The 25,853-nt window shown below is 68.4% G+C and carries 25 protein-coding genes; 18 read left to right on the top strand and 7 right to left on the bottom strand.

Features of this window, described 5'->3' with window-relative positions; all coding sequences use genetic code 11:
- Positions 1 to 5 precede the first annotated feature (5 nt).
- The 16 genes from ACFXHA_RS34310 to ACFXHA_RS34235 all read left to right on the top strand — a co-directional run bounded on the left by ACFXHA_RS34310 (position 6) and on the right by ACFXHA_RS34235 (position 20,711).
- Positions 6 to 1,025, top strand: coding sequence for a ketoacyl-ACP synthase III family protein (locus ACFXHA_RS34310; protein WP_379363578.1), 1,020 nt, complete (start codon positions 6 to 8; stop codon positions 1,023 to 1,025).
- Positions 1,026 to 1,034: 9 nt separating this feature from the next.
- Positions 1,035 to 2,642 (top strand): (2,3-dihydroxybenzoyl)adenylate synthase, encoded by a 1,608-nt coding sequence (locus ACFXHA_RS34305; RefSeq protein ID WP_379363576.1) that lies wholly within the window; start codon positions 1,035 to 1,037, stop codon positions 2,640 to 2,642.
- The gene (locus ACFXHA_RS34300) at positions 2,639 to 2,908 is read left to right on the top strand and encodes a phosphopantetheine-binding protein (RefSeq protein WP_379363574.1); all 270 of its coding nucleotides are present in this window, start codon (positions 2,639 to 2,641) and stop codon (positions 2,906 to 2,908) included. The genes ACFXHA_RS34305 and ACFXHA_RS34300 overlap by 4 nt, the downstream gene beginning before the upstream one ends.
- On the top strand, positions 2,905 to 4,395 hold the full coding sequence (locus ACFXHA_RS34295) for an amidohydrolase family protein (RefSeq protein ID WP_379363572.1): 1,491 nt from the start codon (positions 2,905 to 2,907) through the stop codon (positions 4,393 to 4,395). Before ACFXHA_RS34300 ends, ACFXHA_RS34295 begins: the two co-directional genes overlap by 4 nt.
- On the top strand, positions 4,392 to 5,150 hold the full coding sequence (locus tag ACFXHA_RS34290; protein ID WP_379363571.1) for a 2,3-dihydro-2,3-dihydroxybenzoate dehydrogenase: 759 nt from the start codon (positions 4,392 to 4,394) through the stop codon (positions 5,148 to 5,150). Before ACFXHA_RS34295 ends, ACFXHA_RS34290 begins: the two co-directional genes overlap by 4 nt.
- Before the next feature lie 48 nt (positions 5,151 to 5,198).
- A complete protein-coding gene (locus ACFXHA_RS34285; protein WP_379363925.1) occupies positions 5,199 to 5,825 on the top strand; it encodes an isochorismatase family protein in 627 nt (208 codons plus the stop codon).
- A gap of 56 nt (positions 5,826 to 5,881) precedes the next feature.
- Positions 5,882 to 7,717 (top strand): anthranilate synthase family protein, encoded by a 1,836-nt coding sequence (locus ACFXHA_RS34280; protein ID WP_379363923.1) that lies wholly within the window; start codon positions 5,882 to 5,884, stop codon positions 7,715 to 7,717.
- Between the two features lie 28 nt (positions 7,718 to 7,745).
- Positions 7,746 to 8,273, top strand: a complete 528-nt coding sequence (locus ACFXHA_RS34275) for a TetR/AcrR family transcriptional regulator (protein ID WP_379363569.1) — start codon at positions 7,746 to 7,748, stop codon at positions 8,271 to 8,273.
- Between the two features lie 77 nt (positions 8,274 to 8,350).
- Positions 8,351 to 9,805, top strand: coding sequence for an MFS transporter (locus tag ACFXHA_RS34270; RefSeq protein ID WP_379363567.1), 1,455 nt, complete (start codon positions 8,351 to 8,353; stop codon positions 9,803 to 9,805).
- Positions 9,806 to 9,832: 27 nt separating this feature from the next.
- Complete coding sequence (locus ACFXHA_RS34265; RefSeq protein WP_379363565.1) at positions 9,833 to 12,019, top strand: MMPL family transporter; 2,187 nt, start codon at positions 9,833 to 9,835, stop codon at positions 12,017 to 12,019.
- Between the two features lie 39 nt (positions 12,020 to 12,058).
- The gene (locus tag ACFXHA_RS34260) at positions 12,059 to 12,454 is read left to right on the top strand and encodes a hypothetical protein (RefSeq protein WP_379363563.1); all 396 of its coding nucleotides are present in this window, start codon (positions 12,059 to 12,061) and stop codon (positions 12,452 to 12,454) included.
- A gap of 27 nt (positions 12,455 to 12,481) precedes the next feature.
- A complete protein-coding gene (locus tag ACFXHA_RS34255; RefSeq protein ID WP_379363561.1) occupies positions 12,482 to 12,991 on the top strand; it encodes a DUF2505 domain-containing protein in 510 nt (169 codons plus the stop codon).
- The gene (locus ACFXHA_RS34250) at positions 12,991 to 13,734 is read left to right on the top strand and encodes a thioesterase II family protein (protein ID WP_379363921.1); all 744 of its coding nucleotides are present in this window, start codon (positions 12,991 to 12,993) and stop codon (positions 13,732 to 13,734) included. The genes ACFXHA_RS34255 and ACFXHA_RS34250 overlap by 1 nt, the downstream gene beginning before the upstream one ends.
- A gap of 96 nt (positions 13,735 to 13,830) precedes the next feature.
- Positions 13,831 to 14,280, top strand: a complete 450-nt coding sequence (locus ACFXHA_RS34245) for a hypothetical protein (RefSeq protein ID WP_379363559.1) — start codon at positions 13,831 to 13,833, stop codon at positions 14,278 to 14,280.
- Positions 14,281 to 14,322: 42 nt separating this feature from the next.
- Positions 14,323 to 19,794: a carboxyl transferase domain-containing protein gene (locus tag ACFXHA_RS34240; RefSeq protein WP_379363557.1), complete on the top strand. Its 5,472-nt coding sequence runs from the start codon at positions 14,323 to 14,325 to the stop codon at positions 19,792 to 19,794.
- A 20-nt stretch (positions 19,795 to 19,814) separates the two neighbouring features.
- Positions 19,815 to 20,711, top strand: coding sequence for a class I SAM-dependent methyltransferase (locus ACFXHA_RS34235; RefSeq protein ID WP_379363555.1), 897 nt, complete (start codon positions 19,815 to 19,817; stop codon positions 20,709 to 20,711).
- Here ACFXHA_RS34235 and ACFXHA_RS34230 read toward each other — a convergent pair.
- Positions 20,684 to 21,427, bottom strand: coding sequence for an APH(3') family aminoglycoside O-phosphotransferase (locus ACFXHA_RS34230; RefSeq protein ID WP_379363919.1), 744 nt, complete (start codon positions 21,425 to 21,427; stop codon positions 20,684 to 20,686). The genes ACFXHA_RS34235 and ACFXHA_RS34230 overlap by 28 nt on opposite strands.
- Before the next feature lie 61 nt (positions 21,428 to 21,488).
- Between ACFXHA_RS34230 and ACFXHA_RS34225 the strand changes: the two genes are divergently transcribed.
- Positions 21,489 to 21,971, top strand: coding sequence for a GNAT family N-acetyltransferase (locus ACFXHA_RS34225; protein WP_379363553.1), 483 nt, complete (start codon positions 21,489 to 21,491; stop codon positions 21,969 to 21,971).
- On the opposite strand, the gene ACFXHA_RS34220 is transcribed toward ACFXHA_RS34225, so the two are convergent.
- From ACFXHA_RS34220 to ACFXHA_RS34205, 4 genes are read right to left on the bottom strand one after another with little or no spacing between them, the layout of a single operon-like run.
- Positions 21,946 to 22,197, bottom strand: a complete 252-nt coding sequence (locus ACFXHA_RS34220; protein WP_379363551.1) for a hypothetical protein — start codon at positions 22,195 to 22,197, stop codon at positions 21,946 to 21,948. The two genes, ACFXHA_RS34225 and ACFXHA_RS34220, sit on opposite strands and share 26 nt — an antisense overlap.
- 20 nt (positions 22,198 to 22,217) lie before the next feature.
- Positions 22,218 to 22,412 (bottom strand): hypothetical protein, encoded by a 195-nt coding sequence (locus tag ACFXHA_RS34215; RefSeq protein WP_379363549.1) that lies wholly within the window; start codon positions 22,410 to 22,412, stop codon positions 22,218 to 22,220.
- A gap of 9 nt (positions 22,413 to 22,421) precedes the next feature.
- Positions 22,422 to 23,318 (bottom strand): histidine kinase dimerization/phospho-acceptor domain-containing protein, encoded by an 897-nt coding sequence (locus ACFXHA_RS34210; RefSeq protein ID WP_379363547.1) that lies wholly within the window; start codon positions 23,316 to 23,318, stop codon positions 22,422 to 22,424.
- Positions 23,319 to 23,325: 7 nt separating this feature from the next.
- Complete coding sequence (locus ACFXHA_RS34205) at positions 23,326 to 24,165, bottom strand: class I SAM-dependent methyltransferase (RefSeq protein ID WP_379363545.1); 840 nt, start codon at positions 24,163 to 24,165, stop codon at positions 23,326 to 23,328.
- Between the two features lie 107 nt (positions 24,166 to 24,272).
- Between ACFXHA_RS34205 and ACFXHA_RS34200 the strand changes: the two genes are divergently transcribed.
- The gene (locus ACFXHA_RS34200; protein ID WP_379363543.1) at positions 24,273 to 24,788 is read left to right on the top strand and encodes a MarR family winged helix-turn-helix transcriptional regulator; all 516 of its coding nucleotides are present in this window, start codon (positions 24,273 to 24,275) and stop codon (positions 24,786 to 24,788) included.
- 4 nt (positions 24,789 to 24,792) lie between these two features.
- Here the strand turns inward: ACFXHA_RS34200 and ACFXHA_RS34195 are convergent, their stop codons facing one another.
- Both ACFXHA_RS34195 and ACFXHA_RS34190 read right to left on the bottom strand, forming a co-directional pair.
- A complete protein-coding gene (locus tag ACFXHA_RS34195) occupies positions 24,793 to 25,254 on the bottom strand; it encodes an SRPBCC family protein (RefSeq protein ID WP_379363541.1) in 462 nt (153 codons plus the stop codon).
- 21 nt (positions 25,255 to 25,275) lie between these two features.
- Positions 25,276 to 25,809: a hypothetical protein gene (locus ACFXHA_RS34190; protein WP_379363539.1), complete on the bottom strand. Its 534-nt coding sequence runs from the start codon at positions 25,807 to 25,809 to the stop codon at positions 25,276 to 25,278.
- Positions 25,810 to 25,853: the final 44 nt, after the last annotated feature.

Genomic DNA, 25,853 nt, shown 5'->3' with positions numbered 1-25,853 from the left:
TCGCCATGCGGACCCAAGACCTCTATCTGGCCGGCCTCGGCAGCCAGGTGCCGGAGCTGATCTCGACCGAGTCGGCGGTGGCCGCGGGCTGGTACGACGACGCCGCCCGGGCCGCCTCCGGCCTGCGCTCGGTGGCGGTGAGCGCGGACACCGCCGCGCCCGACCTGGCCATCGCGGCCGCCCGGAAAGCGTTGGCGGACAGCAGCCATGCGGCCGACGACATCGGCGCGCTGCTGCACACCTACACCCACCACCAGGGCCCCGACGGCTGGTCGGCGGCGCACTACATCCTGCACAACACGATCGACCGCCCGGTGCCGGCCATGGAGATCAAACAGGGTTGCCTGGGCATGCTCGCCGGACTCGAGGCGGCCGCGAATCGCCTGGTGGCCAACCCGTCTCACGACGCCGTCCTGATCACCACCGGCGACAACTTCTCTACTCCGCTGGTCGACCGCTGGCGCGCCTCCAAGCTGTTCGTGCTGGCCGACGCCGGTTCGGCCGTGGTCGTCTCGCGCCGCACCGGGTTCGCGAAAGTCCTTGCCGTCGGCTCTGTTTCGGAGTCGGCGATGGAGGTGCTGCACCGTGCCGGTGAGGACCTCTTCCCGCCCGGCGTCACCCGCGGCATCGGCCTGAACTTCGATGACCGCGCCGTGAAGGTCCGCGAGCAGTGGGCCGCCGGTCAGGCTCCGCCGATCCGCAACTTCGGCCTGCGCATCGCCGAAATCGCCCAGCGCACCCTCGACGAGGCCGGCGTCGGCATGGACAAGATCGCGAAGGTCTGCCACATCGGCTTCGCCCGCGACTCGCTGGAAGCCATGTTCCTGATCCCGCTGGATGTCGAAGAGCGCCAGGAGGTCTGGGACTACACCAGCACCATCGGCCACACCGGCGCGGCCGACCTGTTCCTCGGCCTCGAGCACATCCGCTCGACCGGCCAGGTGGGCCCCGGTGACCACGTCCTGATGATCGCGGCGGCCACCGGCATGGAAGCCGGTGCCGCGGTGGTCGAGATCCTCGCCTAGGAGTTCGCCATGCAGGCCGGTTGCACCCCGTGGCCCGACGACACCGCCGCCCGATACCGCCGCCTCGGCATCTGGCGCGGCGACACCCTCGACACCGTCCTGACCAATGCGGTCGCCCGTGACGCCGACGCCATCGCCCTGGTCCACGGTGACCGTCATATCTCCTACGGCGAGCTCGACGCCTGGGTGACCCGCCTGGCCGCCGGATTCGCGGGCAGCGGCGTCACACCCGGCGAACGAGTGCTGGTGCAACTGCCCAACATTCCCGAGTTCGCCGCCGTCGTCTTCGCGCTCATGCGGCTCGGTGCGACGCCGGTGTTCTCGCTGATCGCCCACCGGCACACCGAGATCAGCCACCTGGTGCGACTGTCGGGCGCGACGCACTACGTCTTCCCCGGGGCACACCGCTCCTACGACCATGCCGCCCTCGCCACCCGTATCAAGGACGAGAACGATGCGCTGCGTACGCTTTTCGTCGTCGGCGCGGCCGCGGAGGGCATGACGGCCCTGGACGCACTGCCCGAGAACCCCGCCTGGGAACCCGCAGCGACGGACTCCTCGGACATCGCCTTCTTCCTGCTTTCCGGCGGCACCACCGCGCTGCCCAAGCTGGTGCCTCGCACCCACGACGACTACCTCTATCAGCTCACCCAGGCCGCCATGGTCTGTGGCGTCAACAGCAGCGACGTGTACCTGGCCGCGCTCCCCATCGAATTCAACTTCGCCTGGGGCTGTCCCGGCGTGGTCGGCACCTTCGCCGCCGGCGGCACGGTCGTGCTGGCCGATACCCCGAACCCCATGGCCTGCATGCCTCTCATCGAACGCGAGGGCGTCACCATCACCTCGCTGGTGCCCTCGGTGGTGACCCTGTGGCTCGAAACCGCCGAATGGACCACCGCCGACCTCGCCAGCCTGCGCCTGCTGCAGGTCGGCGGCGCGAAACTGACCCGCGACCTGGCCGCCCGCATCACCCCGGCGCTCGGCTGCGAACTGCAGCAGGTATTCGGCATGGCCGAGGGACTGCTGTGCTTCAGCCGCCTCGACGACCCGCTCGAGGTGAAGCTGTCCACCCAGGGCCGCCCGATCTCGTACGCCGATGAGATCCGCATCGTCGACGGCGACCAACTGGTCCCGCAGGGCGCGATCGGCGAGCTGATCACGCGCGGCCCCTACACGATTCGCGGCTACTACCGGGCCCCGGAACACAATGCCCGCGCCTTCACCGCCGACGGCTTCTACCGCACCGGCGACCTCGCCCGCCTCACCGAACGCGGCGACCTGGTGATCGAGGGCCGGATCAAGGACGTGATCATCCGCGGCGGCGACAAGATCAATGCCACCGAGGTCGAGGAATACCTGCTCGGTCACTCCGGCGTTGCCGAGGCGGCGGTGGTGGGCCTGCCGGATGAGCTGTTCGGCGAACGCATCTGCGCCTTCATCGTCCCGTCCGGCCCCGCCCCCACCCACGCCGAACTCAGGAAGTCCATGCACGCGCGCGGCGCGGCCGACTACAAGCTGCCCGACGAGGTCCGGGTGGTCACGGAACTGCCCCTGACCCCGCTCGGCAAGGTCGACAAGAAGGCGCTGGCGCGCACGGAGGAAGGAGTGCCGTCATGACGAACGGTGCCGCACAAGCAGTTTCAGCCATCCCGGGCGAACCGGAGCTGCGGGCGCAACTGGCCCGCGTGCTCGAACTCGACGACCCGGCCGAACTCGACGCCGACGCCGATCTCGTCCTGCTCGGCCTGGCCTCGCTGGAAGTGATGCGCATGGTCGGCCGGTGGAACAAGGCGGGCATCCCCGCCGACTTCGACCGCCTGATCGAGACGCCCACCCTGCGCGCCTGGTCCGACTACTTCGCCGGACTGGAGCCGAAACAGTGAGCGAGCGAGCTGTTCTCATCGAAGGCGGCTGCGTCTACCCGGCCGACACCGCCGACACCGTCATCCCACGCGGCTCGGTCCTGGTGGTCGGAGACCGCATCGCCGCAGTCGGCTCCGCCGAGCAGGTCCAGGAGGCCGTCACGGCCCTCGACGAGGACACCCGCGCCGGACTCGAAGTCCTCGACGCCCGCCGCATGATGGTGCTGCCCGGCTTCGTCAACGCCCACTGGCACGACATGTTCGCCATGGGCTTCCCGCTGCGCGGCGCCCTGCGCCCGCCTACCGATCGCGCCGACGAGGTCGGATTCTTCGGTGGCGGTGGCGATATGCACACCATCTCGCGCACCTTCGACTCCTTCGACGGCCTGATCGCGGGCCTCACCGCCGACGAGGCGTATGCCATCGCCCGCTACTCGATGTGGACCCAGCTGCGCGGCGGCGTCACCACCATCGGCGACGTCGGCTCCCTCAACCGTCCGCCGGAAATGGTGCGGGCCGCCACGGATCTCGGCCTCCGATTCAGCGCCACCACCTGGGCGGGCGACGCCGTCTGCCCGCCCGACAGTGACCGCTTCCAGCGCACCCACGACACCGACCAGGTGCTCGCCGCTGTCGAAGATCTGTTGCGCCACTGCGCTTCCGACACCTCCGGCCGTATCCGCTGCCGCCCGAGCATCGCCTACGTCACCAATATGACCGACGAACTCGGCCGCGGTTTCGCCGAGCTGACGCGCCGCCATGATGTCGGCTTCGCCACCCACGTCGGTGCGGTCCGCAACGAACCCGACACGCTGCGTAGGTATTACGGCACCACCGGCGTCCGCCGCCTGCACGACCTCGGCCTGCTCAACGACCGGCTGATGGCCGCGCACTGCGCCTTCGTCGACGACGAGGAACAGAAACTGCTGCTGGACGCGGGCGTCCACATCAGCCACTCGCCCGGAAAGTACGGCCCCGCAGGCGAATCCACCCTCACCGAGAGCGGTGTCGTGCCCGCCCTCCGCCGCGCCGGACTCGACGTCTCCCTCTCCACCGACGGCGCGTCCCTGCCCAACGCCGGAATGGCCGAGACCATGCGCGCCGTCTGGCAGATGTACAACGAGATGGCCGCCAGCCAGATCGACGTCCTGCCCACCGACGCCCTGGCCATGGCCACCCGCCTCGCCGCGCGCGGCCTGGGCTGGGACGCCGAGATCGGCAGCCTGGAACCCGGCAAGCAGGCCGACCTGGTGCTCATTCGCGCCGACGACTGGCGCTACCTGCTCAATCCCCGTCCGCTGGAAAGCTTCCTGTGGCTGGGCGGCTCCGCCGACGTCGACACCGTCATGGTCGCGGGCGACATCCTGCTCGCGGGCGGGCAACCGGTCGGCGTCGACTACACCGAACTGCGCGACCACTACCTGGACGCGCTGGCGGGCTTCACGACTCGCTGCTTGCGCGTCCCCGGCGACGTGGTCGCCGGTGTCCTGAACGGAGTTCCGCGATGAAGGTCGCCCTCGTCACCGGTGCAGCCGGCGGAATCGGCGCGGCCATCGTCCGCGAACTCGCCTACGCCGACATCGCGGTCGCGATGGTCGACCGCGACAAGCGTGGCCTGGACCTGGTGGCCGACAACCTGATCGGCTGCCGCACCCACACCCTCGTCGCGGATGTCGGCTCGGCCGAACAGGTCGAGGCGGCCGTGGCCCAGGCCGAACGCGCACTGGGTCCGATCGACTATCTCGTCAATGTGGCCGGGGTGCTGCAGACCGGCTGGGTCTCGGAAATGTCGGACCACGACTGGCACGCCACCATGGCCGTCAACGCGGGCGGGGTATTCCACGTCAGCCGCGCGGTCTCGCGCGGCATGATCCGCCGCGCGGCCGGGGCGATCGTCACCGTGTCGTCCAATGCCGGATCCACCCCGCGCGTCGGCATGTCCGCCTACGCCGCGTCCAAGGCCGCCTCCACCATGTTCACCCGCTGCCTCGGACTGGAACTGGCCCGCTACGGCATTCGCTGCAATGTGGTCGCGCCCGGCTCCACCGCCACCTCCATGCTCACCGACCTCTGGGGCGACGACACCGACGAGAGCGCGGTCGTGGCCGGCGTGCCCGAGGCGTTCCGCGTCGGAATTCCCCTGGGGCACATCGCACAACCGGAAGACATTGCCGCGGCCGTCCGCTTTCTGCTGTCCGACGCGGCAGCCCACATCACCCTCCAGGAGCTCGTCGTCGACGGCGGCGCGACCCTGGGTGCCTGACATCGGAGGAGTGTCGCCGTGGCGATCGCGCCCATAGCCCCGTACCCCATGCCGACCGAGTCGGAGCTGCCCGCCAATATCGTGGATTGGCCGATCGACGCGGACCGGGCGATCCTGCTCGTCCACGATATGCAGCACTACTTCCTGCAGCCCTTCGATGCCCGCCACGAACCGCTGAGCACGCTCATGAGCAATGTGCGGGTACTGCGCGATCACTGTGCGCGACTGGGCATTCCGGTCGCCTACACCGCGCAGCCCGGCAGCATGACACCGGAGCAGCGCGGCCTGCTGCAGGACTTCTGGGGACCGGGCATGTCCGCCGCTCCCGAGCATCGCGGCATCCCCGACCCGATCGCACCCGCCGCAGACGACACCGTGCTCACCAAATGGCGTGCCAGCGCCTTCCATCGCACCGATCTGCTTGCGCTGATGCGCGCCCAGGATCGAGATCAGCTGCTGGTATGCGGCGTCTACGCCCATGTCGGCATACTCATGACCGCCTCCGACGCGCTCGCCAACGATGTGCAGGCGTTCGTGATCACCGATGCCGTCGCCGACTTCACGCCCGAATTTCACAGCATGGCAATGGAATACGTCGCGACCCGATGCGGCCGCGTGGTGACCACCGCGCAGACCGCCGCCGAACTCGCGCTGTCCGAGACGAGAGTGTCTTGACCAGCCCCGAACAGCTTCTCGCCGAATTGTCCGGTGGGGGAGCGCCGTTCGCGCTGATGTACCGCGCCGAAACCGATGCCGTGCCGCGTATCGAGGTGCTGCGCGGCGAAATGTGCCAGGTATCCGGCACGGCCGAGCTCCCCGATCTCGGAGCGGGCGCACCCGGTGCGCACGCACTGCTGGCGGTGCTGCCGTACCGGGTGGTGGCCGAGCGCGGATTCGCGCATCGGCCGGACCCGACACCGTTGTCCTACCTGAAGGTCACCGAACAACTCGAGCTCGACCCGGAGCGATTGGCGGCCGAGCTCGCGGATCGCCCGATCGCCGTGGCGGAAGGCGAATTCGACCTCGGCGACGACGCCTACGCCGCCCTCGTCGCCCGCGTCATCGCCGAGGAGATCGGCCATGGCGCGGGCGCGAACTTCGTGCTGCGCCGCACCTGGCAGGGCCGCATCGAGAACTGGAGCGTGGCAACCGGACTGGCGCTGTTCGCGCGCCTGCTGACCGGCGAGCGCAGCGCCTACTGGACCTTCCTGGTGTACACCGGCGACCGGATGCTCATCGGGGCAAGCCCGGAACGCCATGTGAGCCTCGAACACGGCACCGCCGCCATGACGCCCATCAGCGGCACCTACCGCTATCCGCCGGGCGGCCCGACCACCCCGGGCGTTCTGGAGTTCCTCGCCGACGGCAAGGAAACCAACGAGCTCTACATGGTGCTCGACGAAGAACTCAAGATGATGTGCCAGATCAGCGACGCGCCCTACGTCCACGGGCCGGAACTGCAGGAAATGGCGCACCTGGCCCACACCCGCTACCTCATCTCCGGGCGCAGCGACCGCGACTACCGGGAGATCCTGCGCGCGACCCTGCTCGCGCCGACGGTGACCGGCAGCCCGCTGGAGAACGCCTGCCGGGTGATCGCCCGCTTCGAGCCGGAGGGCCGCGGCTACTACGCCGGAATCCTGGCGCTCGCCGGGCGAGACGAACAGGGTGCGCAACAGCTGGATTCGGCCATCATGATCCGGACCGTCGACATCGACGCCACGGGCGAGATGCGGATCGGGGTGGGAGCGACCGTCGTTCGTGATTCCGATCCGATCGGAGAGGCGCACGAGACCCGCGCCAAGGCCGCCGGTCTGCTCAATGCCCTGCAGCACAATGTGATCCGCCCGAGTCACGCGGGCATCGGCGACGACCAGGCGGTGCGCCGGGCGCTGGCCGCGCGCAATCGCCCGCTCGCACCGCTGTGGCTGACGCCGGCGGCGTCCGCGCCGGAATACGCGGGCCGCACCGCGTTGATCATCGACGGGGAGGATTCCTTCACCGCGATGGGCGCGCGCCTGATGCGGGCGCTCGGCTTCACCGTCACGGTGCACGGCTTCGATACGCCCTGCGACCCCACGGGTTTCGACCTCGTGGTGGTAGGCCCCGGCCCAGGCGATCCCCGCGACACGCACGACCCCAAGATCGCCCGCTTGCGGACCCTCACCGAAGACCTCCTCGACAGCGGAAGACCGTTCTTCTCGGTCTGTCTCGGCCATCAGGTGCTGAGTTCGGTACTGGGCCTGCCGATTCGGCGTCGTGCGGTGTCGAACCAGGGCGTACTGCGGGTGATCGAACTCTTCGGTGCCACCGAGCCGGTCTACTTCTACAACGCCTTCGAGGCGCACAGCCCGAGCGACGAGTTCGACACCCGCTTCCGGTCCCGCCCGGTGCGAGTGGCCCGCGACCCGCACACCGGCGAGGTCCACGGCCTGCGCGGGGACCGCTTCGCCTCCCTGCAGTTCCACCCCGCCTCGGTGATGACCCGCAACGGCAGCGGGATCGTGGCGAATCTGGTGGCCGGTCTGTTAACTCCGGCTGAAATATCCGCCGCGCCCATTGATTAGTTAGGTGAGTGCTCACTAAACTAAGCCCATGAGTTCACCGGCTCGAGCACGCATGTCAGCGAGCGCACGACGCGAACAGGTACTGGCCGCGGCCATCGCCGAGTTCGCCGCCGGTGGCTACACGGCGACGACAACGGAGTCGATCGCCCGGCGGGCCGGGATTTCGCAGGCCTATCTGTTCCGGTTGTTCCCGACCAAGAAAGCGGTCTTCCTGGCCGCCACGAACCAAGGCTTCGACGCTGTCGAGGATGCCTTCAAGGCGGCCGCCGAGCGCAGTGCGCAGGAAACTCGGCTGGACGCGATGGCCGAGGCCTATATCGATCTGCTGGGCGATCGCCAGTCGCTCACCTTTCAATTGCAGGTGTACGCGGCGTCGGCTCTCGACGAAGAGATCCGTCTCCTCGCGCGCGAACGTTTTCACAGCCTGTACCGGGTGGTGAAGGAGCTCTCCGGCAGTGACGCCGGCGGCGCGTTCGAATTCATGGCGCAGGGCATGCTGCTGAATGTCACGAGTGTGCTGGAACTGGACCTGCTGAATCCCGACGGCACCGGATAAACGTCGTCGCTTTTCTCGGTGAATTCCTCGCGCATTCGAAATACGTGATACGCCACATTCTTTCATAGGAATCATCGATGTCGAACACCGACTCTCGTCGCGTGTTGTGGACCTTCGTTGTCAGCGGAATCGCCATTTTCATGGTGTCGCTCGATAACCTGGTCGTCTTCAACGCGCTGCCGACCATCCGCACCGAACTGCACACGGGCCTCGACGGCCTGCAATGGATCATCAACTCCTACACCCTGACCGAGGCCGTGCTGCTGCTGGCCGGCGCCTCGCTCGGTGACCGATTCGGCCGCAAGCGGACCTTCGTGGTCGGCATGGTCATCTTCACCGTCGCCTCCGCGGCGTGTGCGCTGTCGACCTCCATCGGCGCGCTCATCGCCGCCCGCGCGGTGCAGGGCATCGGCGCCGCGATCGTCATCCCGCTCACCCTGACACTGCTCGCGCAGGCGGTGCCGCCGAACAAGCGCGGCGCGGCCATCGGCATGTGGAGCGCGATGAGCGGCCTGGCGGTCGGGCTGGGCCCCGTCGTCGGTGGCGCGATCACCAATGCCGCGTCGTGGCAATGGATCTTCTGGGTCAACGTCCCCATCGGCGCGGTGCTGATTCCGCTCGCGATCGCGCTGGTGGGGGAGAGCATCGGGCCCAACACCCGCCTGGATCTGGTGGGCAACGCGCTGATCGCGCTGGGTCTGCTGGGCATCGTCTTCGGCCTCATCCGGGGTAATGACCACGGGTGGACCAGCATTGGAGTGCTGGGTTCGCTGATCGGCGGTGTGCTGCTGCTGGTGGTGTTCGCGGTCTGGATCAACCGGGTCGCCGAGCCCATGGTGCCGCCGGTGGTCTTCACCAGCCGCGGTTTCAACCTCACCCTGATCGCGGCGCTCGGCATGTCGGTCGGCATGTTCGGCGCGGTGTTCTTCCTGGTGCAGTTCCTGCAGACGGTGCAACACTATTCGGCGCTCTCGGCCGGTGTGCACACCCTCGCGTGGACGGCCATGCCGACCTTCACCGCGCCGATCGCGGGCATCCTCATCGACAAGATCGGTGGAAAGCCGGTCCTGGTCGCGGGTTTGGCGCTGCAGGCGATCGGACTGGGCTGGCTGGCCGCGGTCACGTCGCCCGATGTCTCCTTCCTGGTGCTGGTTCCGGCATTCGTCATCAGTGGCGCGGGCATGGGACTGTTCTTCCCTCCGATCGCGAGGCTCGCGCTGGAATACGTTGCGCCGCAATACGAAGGCGTGGCGTCCGGTGTCTCGAGTGCGGTGCGGTACTTCGGCACCGTGCTCGGAATCGCGGTGCTGGGTGCGGTTTTCGCCGCCCACGGCAGCTACGCCAACCGGCAGGCGTTCACCGACGGCTATCTGCAGGCGCTCTGGTGGGCGTGCGGCTTCCTGACCGTGGCGCTCGTCGTCGCGATCCTGCTGCCGCATCGGCCCGCAACGGCCACCGACACCGCGGTCGACGCCGAACTCGACACTCTCGCGACCACCGAGGTCGCTGCTGAGACATCCACGGCTCATTGATCTTTACTGCTCGAAAGGGGTAAGGCAGTGTTCGAAAGACTGGGATATTTCGTACACCGGCGGCGACTGTCGGTGCTGGCGGTGACCGCGGTGCTCGCGATCCTCTCCGGCATCTACGGCCTGGGCGTCTTCGGCGACATGGTGCCCAACGGATTCGAGGCGCGCGGCTCCGACAGCCGCCACGCCGCGGAGCTGGCCGACAAATCCTTCGCCCAGCGCAGCCCCGACGCGGTGATCGTCTACCGCAGCGCCGACCGCACCGTCGACGACGACGCGTTCCGCAAGTCCGTCACGGATACCATTGCGGCACTGCCGACTTCGTCGGTCACCGGCTCGGTCGACTACTGGCACTCGAACCTGGCCGAACTGGTCAGCCACGACCGCCACGCCACCTACGTGCTGCTGAACTTCGTCGGCGGGGACGACAACGCCAAGCAGGACAGCTACCTGAAGATCAAGGACAAGCTGACGGCTCCCGGACTGCAGACCTTCCGGGGTGGCAACACCCCGGCCGGTTACGAGGCCGGAGATCAGGTCGGCAAGGACCTGGGCATGGCCGAGGGGCTGTCGTTCCCGGTGCTGTTCATCCTGCTGGTCATCGTGTTCGGCGGCTTCGTCGCCGCCAGCCTGCCTTTGGCCGTCGGTGGCCTGTCGATCCTGGGCTCGATGGCGGTGCTGCGCATCTTCGCCCAGTTCACCGACATCTCGGTCTTCGCCATGAGTCTGGTGACCATCCTGGGCCTCGCGGTCGCCATCGACTACGGCCTGTTCATCGTGAGCCGCTACCGCGAGGAGATGGAGCAGGGGCACACCGGTGCGGACGCGCTCGCCCGGACCCTGTCCACCGCCGGTCGTACCGTGGCGGTCTCGGGCATCACGGTGGCGGTCGCGCTCGCCTCGATGAGCTTCTTCCCCTTCGTGTTCCTGAAGTCCATGGCCTACGGCGGCGTCGCGGCGGTGCTGCTGTCGATGTTCTTCTCGCTGGTGGCCTTGCCCGCGGTGCTCGCCCTGCTGGGGCACCGTATCAACGCGCTGTCGCTGTGGAAGCAGCGTTCGGCGGTCCCCAGCGCGACCGGGTTCTGGTTCAAGCTGGCGCACGGGGTCATGCGCCGCCCGGTGCTCGTCGCCACCGCCGCCATCGCGCTGCTGCTGGTGCTGGCCGCGCCGGTGCTGCGCATCGAGTTCGGTGTGAACGACGCCCGGCAGCTGCCGGAGTCGGCGCAGGGGCGTCAGGTCTTCAGCATGCTGGAGAAGGACTTCCCGAGCGGTGCGGCCAAGACCATCGACGCGGTCCTCGAATTGCCCGGGCCGGCCGACCAGCCGGATCAGCAAGTGGCGCTGGCGGATTACACCAAGCGGCTCGGCGCGGTATCCGGTGCGGACCGGGCCGAGATCACCGGGATCGGCGGCAATGTCGCACGGGTGTCGGTGACCTACACCGGTGCGGCGGTGTCCAAGCCGAGCCGGGAACTGCTGCACCGCCTCGAGGATCAGCCCAAGCCCGCCGGCGCCAAGGTGTACTTCGGTGGCGAGACCGCGACCTACGACGACACCCTCAACCGGCTCGGTGACGCCTTGCCGGGGATGCTGCTCTACATCGCCGTCGCGACCTACGTGCTGCTGTTCCTGGCATTCGGTTCGGTCCTGTTGCCGCTCAAGGCGATCGCGATGAACCTGCTGTCGCTCTCGGCCACCTTCGGCGTGCTGGTGCTGGTGTTCCAGGACGGGCATCTGTCGAACCTGCTGGGCTTCACGCCGACCGGCAATATCGAGCCGAACATGCCGATCATGTTGTTCGCCTTGATCTTCGGTCTCTCGATGGACTACGAGGTGTTCCTGCTGTCGCGGGTGCGCGAGCAGTACGACCTGCTCGGGGATCCGACCGCGGCGGTGGCCACGGGTGTGCAGCGCACCGGTCGGCTGATCACCAGTGCCGCGCTGCTCATGTGCGTGCCACTGGCGGCCATGGCGTCGAGTCAGGTGCTCACCATGATCCTGTTCGGTGTGGGCATGGTGGTGGCGATCGTGCTGGACGCCACCGTGGTTCGGATCCTGCTGGTGCCCGCCATCATGCGGCTGCTCGGCCACCTGGGCTGGTGGGCTCCGGGCCCGCTGCGACGGCTCTACGAGCGCTACGGCATTCACGAGTCCGACGGCGAGATCGCCGCACCGGCACCGGAATCGGAACCCGAACCGGTGGCAACCGGCTCATAGTCACGAGGAACCTGTTCACCCGACAACAAGGAGATCGACATGCCCGCTCTACCCTGGACCAAGGGACCGCACCAGCCCACCGATGGTGACGCGCTGCACGTGCTCACCTCCCGGCTGCCGCTCACCAACTACAGTGACGTGCCCCGATTCCTGTACTGGACCATGCGGATTCGCGCCCAGCTGCAGTCCGCGCCGGGCTGCGTCGGGTTCGCCCTGGACGCCAAGCTGGTCCACAAGACCTTCTGGACCCTGTCCGCCTGGTCCGACAAGGCCGCCATGGACGAGTTCGCGCACAGCGGCACGCACGCGAAGATGCTGGCCGATATGGCCGGTCGCATCGGCAACCCGAACTTCGTGGAGACGGCCGGGTCGACCGCCGACATCCCGCTGTCCTGGGCGGCGGCCCGCGCCCGTATCTCGCCGCCGAAATCCTGATATCCCACCCTCGATCGAGGAAGCGCAATGCCTCAGAAGATTCGCCTGATCAGCAATTTCTCCGCTCCTACCAGGGTTTTCCACGAGGCACTGCACAGTGATGAGTACTGGCAGGCACGGGTCGCCGAACTCGACGGCCCGCACGCCGAACTGACCCTGCTGCGCGACGCCGACGGCCTGCTCATCGCCACCGTATCCAAACCCGTTGTCGCCGATCAGCTGCCGCCCCGGCTGGCCCGGATGTGGCCCGCCGGGCTGCGCCTGGACTACGCCGAACACTGGCCGCCACTGGTGGACGGAACGGCCCGGGCCGAGATCCGGGGCGGTATCGCCTCGGTCGGCACCATGAACGGCAGCTGTGAGCTGCGGGACGGCACCGACGGCTGTGTCACCGAGTTCTCGGTGACGGTGGATTCCGGAATTCCCATGGCGGGCAGGCTGATCGCGGCCGCGTTCGCCAAGGGCATCATCGAGGATTCCGGTGCCGTGGACGCCTTCACCGAACGCTGGCTGCGGGCCCGCCAGGAGACGGCGTGATGGACGCGTTCGCGCTGTGGCTACGCCGCATGCGCCCGGGCCGGGAGGGACACCCGACGCTGGTGTGCTTCCCACCCGGCGGCGGGGCGGCCGGCGGGTATCGCGCACTCGCCGACCACATCACCGACGGTGTCGGCGTCTATGCCGTGCAATACCCGGGCCGCCGCGACCGGATCGGGGAACCGATGATCTCGTCGCTCACCGAACTGGCCGGCCACGTAGCAGCCGCCGTGACGCCCCTGCTCGGCGGTGAGCTCGCCCTGTTCGGGCACAGCATGGGCGCGACCGTCGCCTTCGAGACCGCCCGCCGGCTCGAGGCCCGCGGGACGGGACCGAGCGTGCTGTTCGCGTCCGGTCGCACCGCCCCGTCCGAGCGCGAGACCGACCGGCTCTCGGACACTTCCGACGCCACCCTCATCACCGAGCTGGAGAAGCTGGCCAACGATTCGGCGTCGGTGGGGGTGCTGCGCACCAATGCGGCGCTCGCCGCCGCCGTCCTTCCGACGGTGCGCAGCGACTACCGCGCGATCGAGAACTACCTCTACACGCCCGGCGCTCCACTGCGCTGCCCCATCGTCGGGCTCACCGGCGCCGACGACCCGGTGGTCACCCCGGACCAGGTGGACCGGTGGCGAACCCACACCGCGGGCGCGTTCGAGCTGAATGTCTTTCCCGGGGGCCACTTCTACCTGGACGCCCGGCCCGCGGCCATCGCCGAACTGATCAACGGCCGTATCCGCTGATCAATGCCTCCTTGGAGGCACGCGTCTGCATCCAAAGTGGCCTCCAGCTCACTGCCGGACCCGCATAGCCTCAGAGCCATCCCGAAAGGTGATCCGATGTCCGTCGAGAATCGCGCTCCGGTGAGCGCCGCACTGCCCGTTGCCTTTTCACCCACAACCCGCCGGATCGCCGGAATCCTGCTGCTGGTGCTGCCGTCGGTGGAGTTCGGCGGCTACTTTCTGACCCTGGTCGACAGCGGCACCGTGCCGCAGACCGCCTTTCAGGCGAGTTTCGACCGGGCCGGACACGCGCATGCCGGTGTGCTGCTGATCCTTTCGCTGCTCGCGCTGATCCTCACCGATTCGGTGCGGCTCTCCGGCTGGTTCGGCTGGCTGACCCGCCTGGCCATTCCCGTTGCCGCCGTATTGATCTCGGCGGGCTTCTTCCTGTCCGCGCTGGGCTCCGGACGGACCCAGCCGAGTCCCTTCATCGCGGTGCTGTGGCTCGGCGCGGTCACGCTGGCCGCCGGATTGGTGAGTCTCGGCGTCACCCTGCTGCGCCGCTAGCCGCTCGACGTTCGCATTCGAAGTTTCGCCTTTGGAGTAGTCATGTTCACGCGTATCGCCATCGTCAATCGTGGAGAGGCGGCCCGCCGCCTGATCCACGCGGTCCGGGAGTTCAACGCCGAGCATCGCGACCGTGCGCCACTACGGACGATCGCGCTCTACACCGAAGGCGAGCGGCACGCGGGATTCGTCGGCGACGCGGATCAGTCCTACAACCTCGGGCCTGCCTCGGCGCGGCCGTACCTGGATCTCGCGGTGCTGGAGCGGGCGCTGATCGACACCGGCGCCGAGGCGGCCTGGGTCGGTTGGGGTTTCGTGGCCGAGGATCCGGCCTTCGTCGAACTGTGCGACCGGCTCGGCGTGACATTCCTGGGGCCCAGCGCCGACGCGATGCGCGCGCTCGGGGACAAGATCGGGGCCAAGCTGCTGGCCGAAAAGGTCGGCGTCCCGGTGGCCGCGTGGAGTCGCGGACCGGTGGAGTCGCTGGACGACGCGCTGCTGCAGGCGGACGCGGTCGGATACCCGTTGATGCTCAAGGCGACCGCGGGCGGTGGCGGCCGGGGCATCCGCATCGTCACCTCGCCCGCCGAGCTGCGCGACGCCTACACCCGCACCAGCGAGGAAGCCCTGCGCTCGTTCGGCAACGGCACCGTGTTCCTGGAGCGGCTCGTGGACGGTGCTCGGCACATCGAGGTACAGGTGATTGCCGACGCGCACGGCACCGCGTGGGCGCTCGGGGTGCGTGACTGCAGCGTGCAGCGCCGCAATCAGAAGATCATCGAGGAATCGGCGTCGCCGCTGCTGGACGCGGAACAGATTGCCACCGTGAAGGATTCGGCGGAGCAGCTGGCACTGGCCGTCGGCTACTGCGGCGCGGCGACAGTGGAATTCCTCTACCAGCCCCAGGAGCGGCTGTTCGCCTTTCTCGAGGTCAATACCCGCCTGCAGGTCGAACATCCGGTGACGGAGCTGGCCACCGGGATCGACCTGGTGAAGTGCCAGATCGAGGTGGCCGCCGGACTCCCGCTGCGCGGCACCCGACCGAGCGAGCGCGGGCACGCCATCGAGGCCCGGCTCAATGCCGAGGACGCCGACCGGGACTTCGCACCCGCACCCGGACGCATCGAACTGCTGCGCTGGCCGGTCGGGCCGGGCATCCGCATCGACACCGGGGTGATCGAGGGCGACGAGATCCCGCCGGACTTCGACTCCATGATCGCGAAGATCATTGCCTACGGCCGGGATCGGGACGAGGCGCTGGCCCGGCTGCGGCGGGCGGTCGCCGAGACCACCGTCGTGATCGAGGGCGGGGCCACCAACAAGAGCCTGCTGATGTCGCTGCTGGACGCGCCCGAGGTCATCGACGCCACCGCCGACACCCGCTGGGTGGACCGCGCCCGCGCCGCTGGTGGACTCGCCCCGGCCCAGCAGGCCGGGATCGCGCTGGCCGCGGCGGCCATCGCCGGATACGAGGACGAGGAGCGGGCGCGTCGCACCCGACTGTGGGAGACCGGTCGCGGCGGTCGGCCGCAGCTGCTCGACGAGCCCGTACGGGCCGTCGAGGTGAAGTTGTCCGGGCGCACCCATCGCACGCTGGCCTGCCGGATCGCCGCCGATCGCTACCGAATCCAGGTGGACGACACCGGGTTCGACGCCGTCCTGGAACGGCGTGACGCCTACACGAGCCGGCTCACGGTCGGGGACCGGACCTATCGGGTGGTCACCGCGATCCACGGGACCGTGCAGGTGGTCGAGGTCGACGGGGTGGCGCACCGGGTCGGCCGGGACGAGGGCGGCGCGGTGCGGGCCCCCGCCCCGGCGCTGGTGGTCGCCACACCGGTCGCGGCGGGCGCGACCATCGCCGCCGGAGCGCCGGTACTGGTGCTCGAGAGCATGAAGATGGAGACGGTACTGGCCGCGCCGTTCGACGCCCGGGTGCGGGAACTGCTGGTCTCCGTCGGCAGCCAGGTGGCGACGGGAACGCTGCTGGCGCAACTGGAACCGGTGGGCGAGACCATCGACGCGATGCCGCTCGAACCGGTCGATCTGCGGCTTCCGGTCGGCGTGGCGTCGGAACCGGTCGCGGCCGCACGGCAGGCGTTGCACGAGATCGTCAGTGCGATCATGGGATTCGATCTCGCCGGGGAGTCCGCTGCGGCGCTGACCCGGTACCTGCGCGGGCGCGAGGGGCTGGCGGGATTCCTGGCGGCCGAGGCAGACGTCATCGACGCCTACTGCGATATCGCCGAGCTGTCGGATACGACGCCGGAAGAGGATTCGCACCGCAGCCGCCGTGAACAACTGCACGTGTACCTGCAGAGCCTGGACGTGCGCCGTGGGGCGCTGTCCACCGGCTTCCGGCAGGCCCTGACCACGGGGCTGCGGCGCTACGGTGTCGACGGCGTCGAGCGCGGCCCCGAGCTCGAGCAGGCGGTGTATCGAATCTTCCTGGCGGGCAAGCGATTGGACGAGGCCGCCCACAGCGTGCGGGAGCTGCTGAAGGCGTGGCTGAGCGCGCCGCGCCCGGACGGCGAACCCGATATCCGGGCCACGCTCGAGCGGCTGATCCGGGTGGCGGCGGCCCGCACGCCGATGCTGGCCGACCTGGCGCGCAGCGTCGAGTTCCGGTGGTACCTGGACCCCGAGGCCGAAGCCGCCCGGGACGCCATGTTGGCGGGGGTGCCGGACGAATTGCGCGCGCTGGCAGCACTTCCGGAGTCGGCGGAACGGACGCGGCGGCTCACCGTCCTCGCCGACATTCCCGAATCCCTCGACGCGATCGTGGGGGAGCGGTTGCGGCGCGGCACTCGCGCACCGGTGGATCCGCTGCTCGAGGTGATGTGCCGACGCCGTTACGGTGAGCAGCGGTTGGGGACGGTCGCGACGGTTTCCATTGCGGGACAGGCGTTCGCGATCTGCGACTACCAGCTGGAATTGCGGCCGGGAAACACGGTGGCCACCACCTGCGTCGCCGTCGTCGCCCGAATGAGTGATCTGCTCGACGGTCCCTCCGGTGACCTGGTGTCCGCGCTGCGTGACCTGCTCGAGGCGGCACCGGCCGAACACGTGCACGTGCTGGATCTGTTGCTGTGCTGGCCGGACGCTCCCGACTCTGCCGAGGATCGCGCGCTGGATCTGCTTGCCGCGCTCCGGATTACCGGGATCGAGCACCGAGCTCGGCGGATCACCATCGCTCTCGCGCCCTCCGACGGCCGTCCGCTCGAACACTTCACGTACCGCAGTCGCGGCGGTGATCTGGTGGAGGACACCGTGATCCGGGGCGTGCACCCGCTGGTCGGGCGTCGGCTGCACCTGTGGCGACTGCGCAACTTCCACCTCGACCGGCTGCCCGCGCCGCCGGACGTGTCCCTGTATCACGCGGTGGCCGAACAGAATTCCTCGGACGCGCGACTGGTGGCGCTGGCTCAGGTACGGCGCTTCGAACCGGTGCACGACGGTGCCGGGGAACTGATCACGGTGCGCGGTGCCGAAACCGTGCTCAACACCTGCGCGGAAGTGGTGGCGCAGGCGCGCCGCGAACTGGACCCGGCGGGCAACCGCCTGGAACTCAATCACGTATGGCTCGATATCCGCCCGATCATCGACGTCGACACCACCGCGCTGGCGGACTGGCTGCACGCCACCGCACCCCAGATCGTGCGGGCCGGGATCCAGGAAGTGATCGTGCACGGGCGGGTGCGTCGCGGCGACGGTTCTCTCGACTTCCAGATCACCCGCTTCCGCTACGACCTGACCGGCGGCACCGAGGTCACCGTCGACGCGCCGCCCGCGGAACCGCTTGCGCCACTGACCGATTACGACCAGAAGGTGCTGCGGGTGCGCCGGCGCGGCGCGGTCTACCCGTACGAACTCATCGACCTGGTGCGCGGACACGACGGCAGCTTCACCGAACTCGACCTGGATTCCGACGGGACCGGACTGATCTACGCCGACCGGCCGCGCGGGCACAATCGGGCCGGGATCGTGGTGGGCATGGTGTCCACGCCCAGCACGCTGTATCCCGATGGGCTGCAACGGATCGTGCTGTTCGGCGATCCGTACCGCGAACTCGGCGCGCTCGGCGAACCCGAATGCGCGCGCATCGCCGCCGCCCTGGATCTCGCCGAGCACCGGCGCATTCCGCTGGAGTGGTACGCACTGTCGTCGGGGGCGCGGATCTCGATGGAATCCGGCACCGAGAACATGGACTGGGTGGCCCGGGTACTGCGGCGGATCGTGCGGTTCACGCAGCACGGCGGCGAGATCAATATCGTGGTGGCGGGCATCAATGTCGGTGCGCAACCGTACTGGAACGCCGAGGCCACCATGCTCATGCACACCCGGGGCATCCTGGTGATGACCCCGGCCAGCGCCATGGTGCTGACCGGCAAGCAGTCGCTGGACTTCTCCGGCGGTGTGTCCGCCGAGGACAACTTCGGCATCGGCGGGTACGCCCGCGTCATGGGGCCGAACGGGCAGGCGCAATACTTCGCGCCGAATATCGCTGCGGCCCATGCCATTCTGATGGATCACTACGAGCACACGTATGTGGTCGCCGGTGAGGACGGGCCGCGCCGCGCCGTCACCGTCGATCCGGTCTCCCGCGATGTCACCGGCTTCCCGCATCGGCATCCCGACAGCGAGTTCACCACCGTCGGGCAGATCTTCGGGTCGGCCACCAATCCAGATCGCAAGAAGCCCTTCTCGATTCGCGCTGTACTGCGGTCGGTATCGGATCAGGATCATGTGATCACCGAACGCTGGGCCGACATGGCCGAGGCCGACACCGCGGTGGTCACCGACGCCCGCATCGACGGCCGGCCGGTCTGCCTGATCGGCATCGAATCCGCCCAGGTGGCCCGGCACGGCTTCCCATCGGCCGACGGACCCGAATCCTTCACCGCCGGAACGCTGTTCCCGCTCTCGTCCAAGAAGGTGGCCCGGGCCATCAACGCGGCCAGCGGTAACCGGCCGGTGGTGGTGCTGGCCAACCTGTCGGGCTTCGACGGCTCACCGGAGTCCATGCGGCGGCTGCAACTGGAGTACGGCGCCGAAATCGGCCGCGCCATCGTCAATTTCGACGGCCGCATCGTGTTCTGTGTGATCTCGCGCTACCACGGCGGTGCGTTCGTGGTGTTCTCCAAGGCCCTCAACTCGAATATGACGGTGCTCGCCGTCGAAGGCTCCTACGCCTCGGTGATCGGCGGCGCGCCCGCCGCCGCGGTGGTCTTCGCCCGCACCGTCGCCGCCCGCACCACCGACGACCCCCGCATTCGCGCCCTGACCCAGCACATCGACACCACCGACGATCCCGGCAAGCGCGCCGAACTGCTCACCGAACTCGCCGACCTGCGCATCTCCGTACGCGCCGAACACCTTTCGGCCCTCGGCGCCGAATTCGACCGGATCCACAGCATTCAGCGCGCGGTCGCGGTCGGCTCGGTCGACGCCGTCATCCCCGCCGCCGAACTGCGCCCCCGCATCGCCGCCGCCATCGCCCCCACCGCCAGTTGAGCGCCGACCGAAGGAGAGTCATGACCGACGCCGGTCCGATCACCCCGGCCGTCTCCGACACCGCACGCTGGGTCGCCGCCTACCGTGCCGAGGAATCGGCCCGCCCCGACGCCTTGTTCCACGACCCCCTCGCCGCCCTGCTCACCGGCGAGGTGGGCCACACGATCGCCGCCGAAACCCGCGACTTCATGGGCAACGGCTGGCCGATCATCGTCCGCACCAAGCTCATCGACGAGCGGATCCTCGCGGCGATCACCAACGGCTGCGACCTCGTCATCAACCTCGCGGCAGGCCTCGACACCCGCCCCTACCGTCTCGACCTCCCCGGCGACCTGCGTTGGATCGAAGCCGACCTCCCCGCGTTGGTCGCCGAGAAGACTCACCTGCTCGAAGCGCACACGCCCCGTTGCCATCTCACCAGGCACGCCGTCGACCTCGCCGACACCACCGCGCGGCGGGCATTCCTGTCCGAAGCCCTCACCGGCGCCTCCCGAGCCTTCGTCCTCACCGAGGGCCTCGTCATGTACCTCCACCCCGCCGACGTCACCCAACTCGCCCTCGACCTCCACCGCGAAGAGATCACCGATTGGGTCGTCGACATCTCCTCCATAGCCATCGCGAAAGCCCTGTCCCGCACGGGAAGCGAAGTCCTCCGCAACGCCCCCTTCCACTTCACCCCCACCAACGGCGTCGCCTTCTTCGAAGGTCTCGGCTGGACCGCTCGCGACATCGAACCGGTCCTGCAGGCCGCCAGGCGATTCCGTCGCCTCCCCCCGCTGCTCCGCCTCTACTCCCGCCTCCCCGCACCCAACCCCCGCCTCCCCGGAACCCGCATCCCGTACAGCGCGGTGCTGCACCTGACCGCCGAGCCGGAGTACTCACCCAGCGTTCAGAAGAACTCGTCGAGCAGGCGGTAGTACTCGATCCGCCACGGATCGGCGCCGGTACGCTCGATGACCGCGTCGGCCAACGCAGAATCGAAGCTCGGATTGAGCTCGGCTGACGCGATCGAGCGCGTCAGCAGCGCCAGGTCGAAATGCCGGTCGGCGACGCCGAGTCGACCTACATCGAGAATGCCTGTCACAGTGAGTGTTTCGGGGTCGAGTAGCACATTCGGCAGACAGAAGTCGCCGTGACACACGGCCAGGTCGGATGCCTCGAGCGCGCGGGCGTGCGGCTGATCTGCCACCAACGCATCGAGCAGATCCCTCGCCGCCCGCCCCCGGCGCACGTCGTCGAAGTCGTCTTCGTCGACCAGACCCGCCGCCACATTCGCCGTAGCGCGGGGAATGGTGAGATCGAGTCGCCCGTCGAACGGACATGAACTCACCGGAATGCCGTGCAGCACAGCGAGGAAACGCACCAACTCCCGCGTCACACTCTCGACCGCGCTCGCCGGGAACTCGCTCGCGGGCACACCCGGCAGCGCAGAAGTGATCAACGTGCATTTCCCGTCGGATTCGATCCAGTCGAGTACCTCAGGGCTGCCCACCGGGACCGTCCTCAACCACCCGAGCCGATCCCGCTCATCCTGCAGTTCCCCTACCCCCGCCGCACTCGACGCCGTCTTGGCGTAACTGCGCCCGTCCGGACTCCGCCACACAGCGGCACCACTGCATCCCGTCGTCACCATGTCCCACTCACCCACAGCCGCCACCCTTCCAGGCATTCGCCCGATGTCTAACGTGGGTGGAGTGAATCCCCTCTTCCGGCGCGCAAACGACACCGACGCCGCCGCACTGGCCGAGCTGTGGCTACGGTCCTACTCCTCAGCATTACCGACAGTCCGTCGAGCTCACGACGACGACGCCGTCCGACGCTGGTTCGCCGACGTTGTCGTGCCACACCGCGAAACCTGGCTGGCCGCAGCCGACGACACAATCCTCGGCCTTCTCGTCCTCTCCACCGACGAACTGGAGCAGCTCTACCTCGATCCGGCCTGGCAGGGAAAGGGTTTGGGGGACCGCTTCATCAACCTGGCCAAACAGCGTCGGCCGAATGGTTTGGAACTGTGGACATTCCAGGTCAACGAGCCGGCACGGCGATTCTATGCGCGCCACGGGTTCGCCGAAGTCGAGTGGACCGACGGACTGCGCAACGAGGAGCAGGAGCCGGACGTGCGCAGCGTTTGGCAGCCTGACACGGCAGGCATCACCCGGCGCGCGGGTCGGGGTTAGGGGGAGCGGCGGGTATGTCTTGTTGGGAGGTGCCCGGGCCGCCGAAATCTTGCTGGATGGTGGTGGCGGGGGCGACGCCGCCGTAGCCCGCGTTGGCGAGGGGATGGTTGAACTCGCCGCCGCCGATGCCGCGGCGCTTGATCTTGACGAGGCGAATCGTCAACAGCACCACGGGCGCGAGAGTGACGATGATGGCGATCGCTCCGGCTGCGGCCGATCCGTCCATGGTGGGGTTCCTCCTGCTTTTCATGAACCGGTGCGGAACTCCCAATACGCCCTGGGGAGGAAGCCCGCGGTGACCTTGTCGGCGGGGCCGTCGAGGCAGAGGGTGATGGCTGTCGCGGTGAGGGTCGTGGATTGCATGGGGTTCGGGATCGTCACGCCGATGCCCAATCCCGAACCGGGGGTGCATTCGGGGGAGTTGCCATCCCTGGATGCCAAGGTGGCTGCTCACGGCGTGCGGTGATATCGCGGGTCCCGAATGGGTGGGTGTTCGGCGTCCAGGCGGGCGAGGGTCAGTAGGTCGTCGACCAAGGTGGACAGGCGGTTTGCTTCGGCTTCGATGCGGGTCATGACCAGGTCGGGGTTTTGGGTGCCGCCGAGTCGGTAGAGTTCGGCGAAGCCGCGGATGGTGGTGAGCGGGGTGCGGAGTTCGTGGCTGGCGTCGGCGATGAAGCGGCGCATTTTTTCCTCGGTGCGCTGCACTTCGGCTTGGGCGGCCTCGATCGCCGCGGCATCGTGGTGGATTTGTTCGAGCGTTGCGGTTCGTTCGGCGGCTCGCAGGGGGCGGAGGCTGCGGCGGATGACGAAGTGGCCGAGGGTGCCGAAGGTGAGCAGGGCGGTCGCGCCGATGGCGAATTCGAGATAGACGAGCCGCGAAAGGGTTTCGCGATTGTCGGCTAGGGAGAGGCCGATGGTGGTTGAGCCGAACTCGTTGGTGACGGTCAAGACCCGCCAGCCCGCGCCGGTGTGGTTCGCGGAACCCGTTGTGGTGGGGACGTCAGTCGTGGCGGTGGTGGCAGCCGGAATATCCGAAGGGTCGCTGCCGCCGGGAAGTTCGAGATAGACCGCACCGGCGGGGGTGCGGCGCATTTCGAAGAATCGGCGGGGTTGGGCCCTGTCATCCTCGGGCACCTGCTCGCTGGCGGGGCGGGGAACAGCCCAGGTGCGTGCCGCCTCGTCGAGTTGCGCGTCGACCCGGTCGGTCAGTGACCGGTTCAGCGCTCCGTGCACGCCGATTCCCGACGCCAGCAGCGCCATCGCGGACAGCAGTACCAGGGCGACGACCAATCCGACGCGGAGTGGAACGGTCGAAACGCCTACGGCGAGAACGCGAATCGGGCGCAAGTGCGGCTCACGGATGCCCGGGATGCGCGGCGTGCAGGACGCGGCCGCCGACGACGTCGTCGGTCGGTGTGCCGGGTGCGTAGCGCTCGAAGAGTCCGCGCCGGTCCAGATCCTCGATCTGTGAGAAGCCCAAAGAGTGCAGCTGACCGGCGATTTCCTCGGGGGTGAACAAGGACAGCCACGGCTCGCCGAGCTCGTCCATCACACGGGTGAGCCGCTCGGCCATCGGCCGATGCTGCGGCGGCAGTGCCGAGATCGGCCCGCTGTAGTCGAAGACGACCTCGGTCCGCGCGGAGTGCTCGGCGATGAAGCGCAGGGTCGCGGTGACCGATTCCGGGGTGAGATAGACGATCACGCCCAGCCAGACGAAGAAGGTCGGCGCGCTGCGATCGAACCCGGCAGCGGCCAAACTCGCTGCGAGAGTGTCGGTCTCGAAGTCGACCGGAACAAATCGCACAGCGGAGGGAACGGCGATGCCCGCATCCGCGAGGCGCTCACGTTTCCACTGCTGCGTCGCAGGGTGATCCACTTCGAACACCCGCAGCCCCGGATACGGATTGCGGTAACCGAACGTATCCAATCCGGCACCCAGGATGACGACCTGCTCGATCCGGTCGGCCACCGCGGCCAGCGCGTCCTCGGCGAATCGGTGCCGCATCGCCAGGAACAGCCGGGCATCGTCGGGAAGCGGACGGTCGTCGTCGGCCGGGCCCACGGCGGCGTCGACGGCGCCGGCGATCGCTTCGGCCAGCGGGTCGGCGAATACGGCTGCCGCCTCCCGGGTCTGATGCAGTGCCCGCGCCCGGGCCGCGCCCAGCGCGGTCCTGCTCGGTTGCCCGTACCGCATGGGGAAGCTCCTGTCGCTGGTTTCTCGAGCCGGCTCGGCAACGGAAACTATCTCAGAAACTTAACTATTAATCAATGGAGATACTTGAGAGGCGTTAGGCTTCGGCGGTGACCGACAGCGACCCGACACCAGCCGCGCCCACTGGACCCACGCCCGGCCGAGCCGCACTGGAAAACGACATCACGCTGGAGATTCGTGCCCTGAGCGTCGTCTCCGAACAGCTCGGCCATGTGTTCGCGCGTGATAGCAGCCTGCGCCCCAACGACTTCCGTGCGTTGCTCCACATCGCTGCGGCGGAGTCCGCGGGCCGCCCCCTGACGCCCGGTCAACTCGGCAAGCTCACCGGCATGACGTCACCGGCCGTCACCTATCTGGTGGACAGACTCATCGAAAGCGGCCACCTCCGCCGCGTTCTCGACCCCGACGACCGGCGGCGCGTGATCCTGTACCGCGACGCGCTCGGCAGCCAGGCGGCCCAGGACTTCTTCACCCCCGTCGGCGAAAGCGCCCGGGCGGCCATGGCCGAATTCCCGGTCGAAGATCTAGCGGCAACCCACCGCGTCCTGGCCGCGGTCACCATGGCCTTGCGTGAGCACTACGACACGCTCACGGATCGCGCTTGACCTGTCAGTTCGCTGATTCGACGTCGGCCTTGATGCGGTCGAGGGTTTGCTGCATGCCGTCGCGGTTGGTCTTGCCGCGGGCCCAGCCTGCGAGGAGCCAGTAGAGACGCAGGGGGAGGATGTCGGCGAGGGTGAAGGATTCGGTGACGGCGGTGCCGGTGTCGGTGGGTTCGAGGTGGTAGCGCCAGGTGTTGATGGCGATGCCGCCGGGACCCAGGACTGTGAAGGCGAATTCGCGGCCGGGATCGGCGGCGATGACACGGCACACGGTCGAGTACTTGAGGCCCCAGCCGTTGCGGTTGACCTGGCCGCGGAATTTGGCACCGACCGCGGGACCGGTTGCGCCGCCTACCCATTCGGCGCCGTAGGTTTCGGGGCTGAACCGGCCGACGTTGGTGACATCGCTGATCAGGTCCCAGATTTCCTGGGCGGGGGCCGCCATCTGAACGGTGACTTCATCGTGCACGATGCTCACCTTACCGCCGAGTCAGGTGGAGATGCGCTTCGCGTCGCTCATGAGCCAGCGGCCGTCGGGCTGTTCTTCCGCGGTCACCACCCAGGCGGTCAGGGAGACGGCCGGGATCGGCGCGAGATCGGTGACGGTGGACTGTTTGACGTATCCGACGCCGAGCGCGGTCGTACCGGTGATCGCCCGCAGACCGCAATTGAATTCGATCACTTCGCTACGAGAGTTGGTGGCGAGGAAATATTGCTGCGTGGCGGGATGAGTGTCGATCAGCTGCTGCCGATAGGCGCCCGTCGTGGCATCCAGTGCGCCCGTGAAATATTCGTCCAACGATTGCGGATCGTAGGTGGATATGTGATTCAAATGCAGGTGTATGGCGTGCAGCGCGGCAATGTGACGACTGCCGATCTTGGCGATTTCGGGCGCGAGCCCGGCGGCGGGTTCGGTCCTGGTCGGAATCGTGTCCGTCCGCGTCGGATGACCGGACGGCGTGCCGCCCGCGCTCACGGCGTTGCGGGGCCCGTCGTCGTGTCCGGACCAGACGGCCGCGCCCACGGCCAGGGCACTCAACGGCAGGACACCGGCGATCGCGGCGAGCT

The sequence above is a fragment of the Nocardia sp. NPDC059240 genome, assembly GCF_042753865.1.
GTDB lineage: Bacteria > Actinomycetota > Actinomycetes > Mycobacteriales > Mycobacteriaceae > Nocardia.
Note: the sequence above shows the minus strand (reverse complement) of the source record. Positions and strands in the feature narration are given on the sequence as shown.

Excerpts from the sequence above, each read along its gene's own strand:
- ACFXHA_RS34310 (WP_379363578.1), top strand. The coding sequence starts at position 6 with ATGCGGACCCAAGACCTCTATCTGGCCGGCCTCGGCAGCCAGGTGCCG.
- ACFXHA_RS34240 (WP_379363557.1), top strand. The coding sequence starts at position 14,323 with ATGTTCACGCGTATCGCCATCGTCAATCGTGGAGAGGCGGCCCGCCGC.
- ACFXHA_RS34250 (WP_379363921.1), top strand. The coding sequence starts at position 12,991 with ATGGACGCGTTCGCGCTGTGGCTACGCCGCATGCGCCCGGGCCGGGAG.
- ACFXHA_RS34280 (WP_379363923.1), top strand. The coding sequence starts at position 5,882 with ATGTACCGCGCCGAAACCGATGCCGTGCCGCGTATCGAGGTGCTGCGC.
- ACFXHA_RS34255 (WP_379363561.1), top strand. The coding sequence starts at position 12,482 with ATGCCTCAGAAGATTCGCCTGATCAGCAATTTCTCCGCTCCTACCAGG.
- ACFXHA_RS34300 (WP_379363574.1), top strand. The coding sequence starts at position 2,639 with ATGACGAACGGTGCCGCACAAGCAGTTTCAGCCATCCCGGGCGAACCG.
- ACFXHA_RS34290 (WP_379363571.1), top strand. The coding sequence starts at position 4,392 with ATGAAGGTCGCCCTCGTCACCGGTGCAGCCGGCGGAATCGGCGCGGCC.
- ACFXHA_RS34245 (WP_379363559.1), top strand. The coding sequence starts at position 13,831 with ATGTCCGTCGAGAATCGCGCTCCGGTGAGCGCCGCACTGCCCGTTGCC.
- ACFXHA_RS34275 (WP_379363569.1), top strand. The coding sequence starts at position 7,746 with ATGAGTTCACCGGCTCGAGCACGCATGTCAGCGAGCGCACGACGCGAA.
- ACFXHA_RS34270 (WP_379363567.1), top strand. The coding sequence starts at position 8,351 with ATGTCGAACACCGACTCTCGTCGCGTGTTGTGGACCTTCGTTGTCAGC.
- ACFXHA_RS34235 (WP_379363555.1), top strand. The coding sequence starts at position 19,815 with ATGACCGACGCCGGTCCGATCACCCCGGCCGTCTCCGACACCGCACGC.
- ACFXHA_RS34260 (WP_379363563.1), top strand. The coding sequence starts at position 12,059 with ATGCCCGCTCTACCCTGGACCAAGGGACCGCACCAGCCCACCGATGGT.
- ACFXHA_RS34230 (WP_379363919.1), bottom strand. The coding sequence starts at position 21,427 with ATGGTGACGACGGGATGCAGTGGTGCCGCTGTGTGGCGGAGTCCGGAC.
- ACFXHA_RS34205 (WP_379363545.1), bottom strand. The coding sequence starts at position 24,165 with ATGCGGTACGGGCAACCGAGCAGGACCGCGCTGGGCGCGGCCCGGGCG.
- ACFXHA_RS34305 (WP_379363576.1), top strand. The coding sequence starts at position 1,035 with ATGCAGGCCGGTTGCACCCCGTGGCCCGACGACACCGCCGCCCGATAC.
- ACFXHA_RS34285 (WP_379363925.1), top strand. The coding sequence starts at position 5,199 with ATGCCGACCGAGTCGGAGCTGCCCGCCAATATCGTGGATTGGCCGATC.
- ACFXHA_RS34220 (WP_379363551.1), bottom strand. The coding sequence starts at position 22,197 with ATGGACGGATCGGCCGCAGCCGGAGCGATCGCCATCATCGTCACTCTC.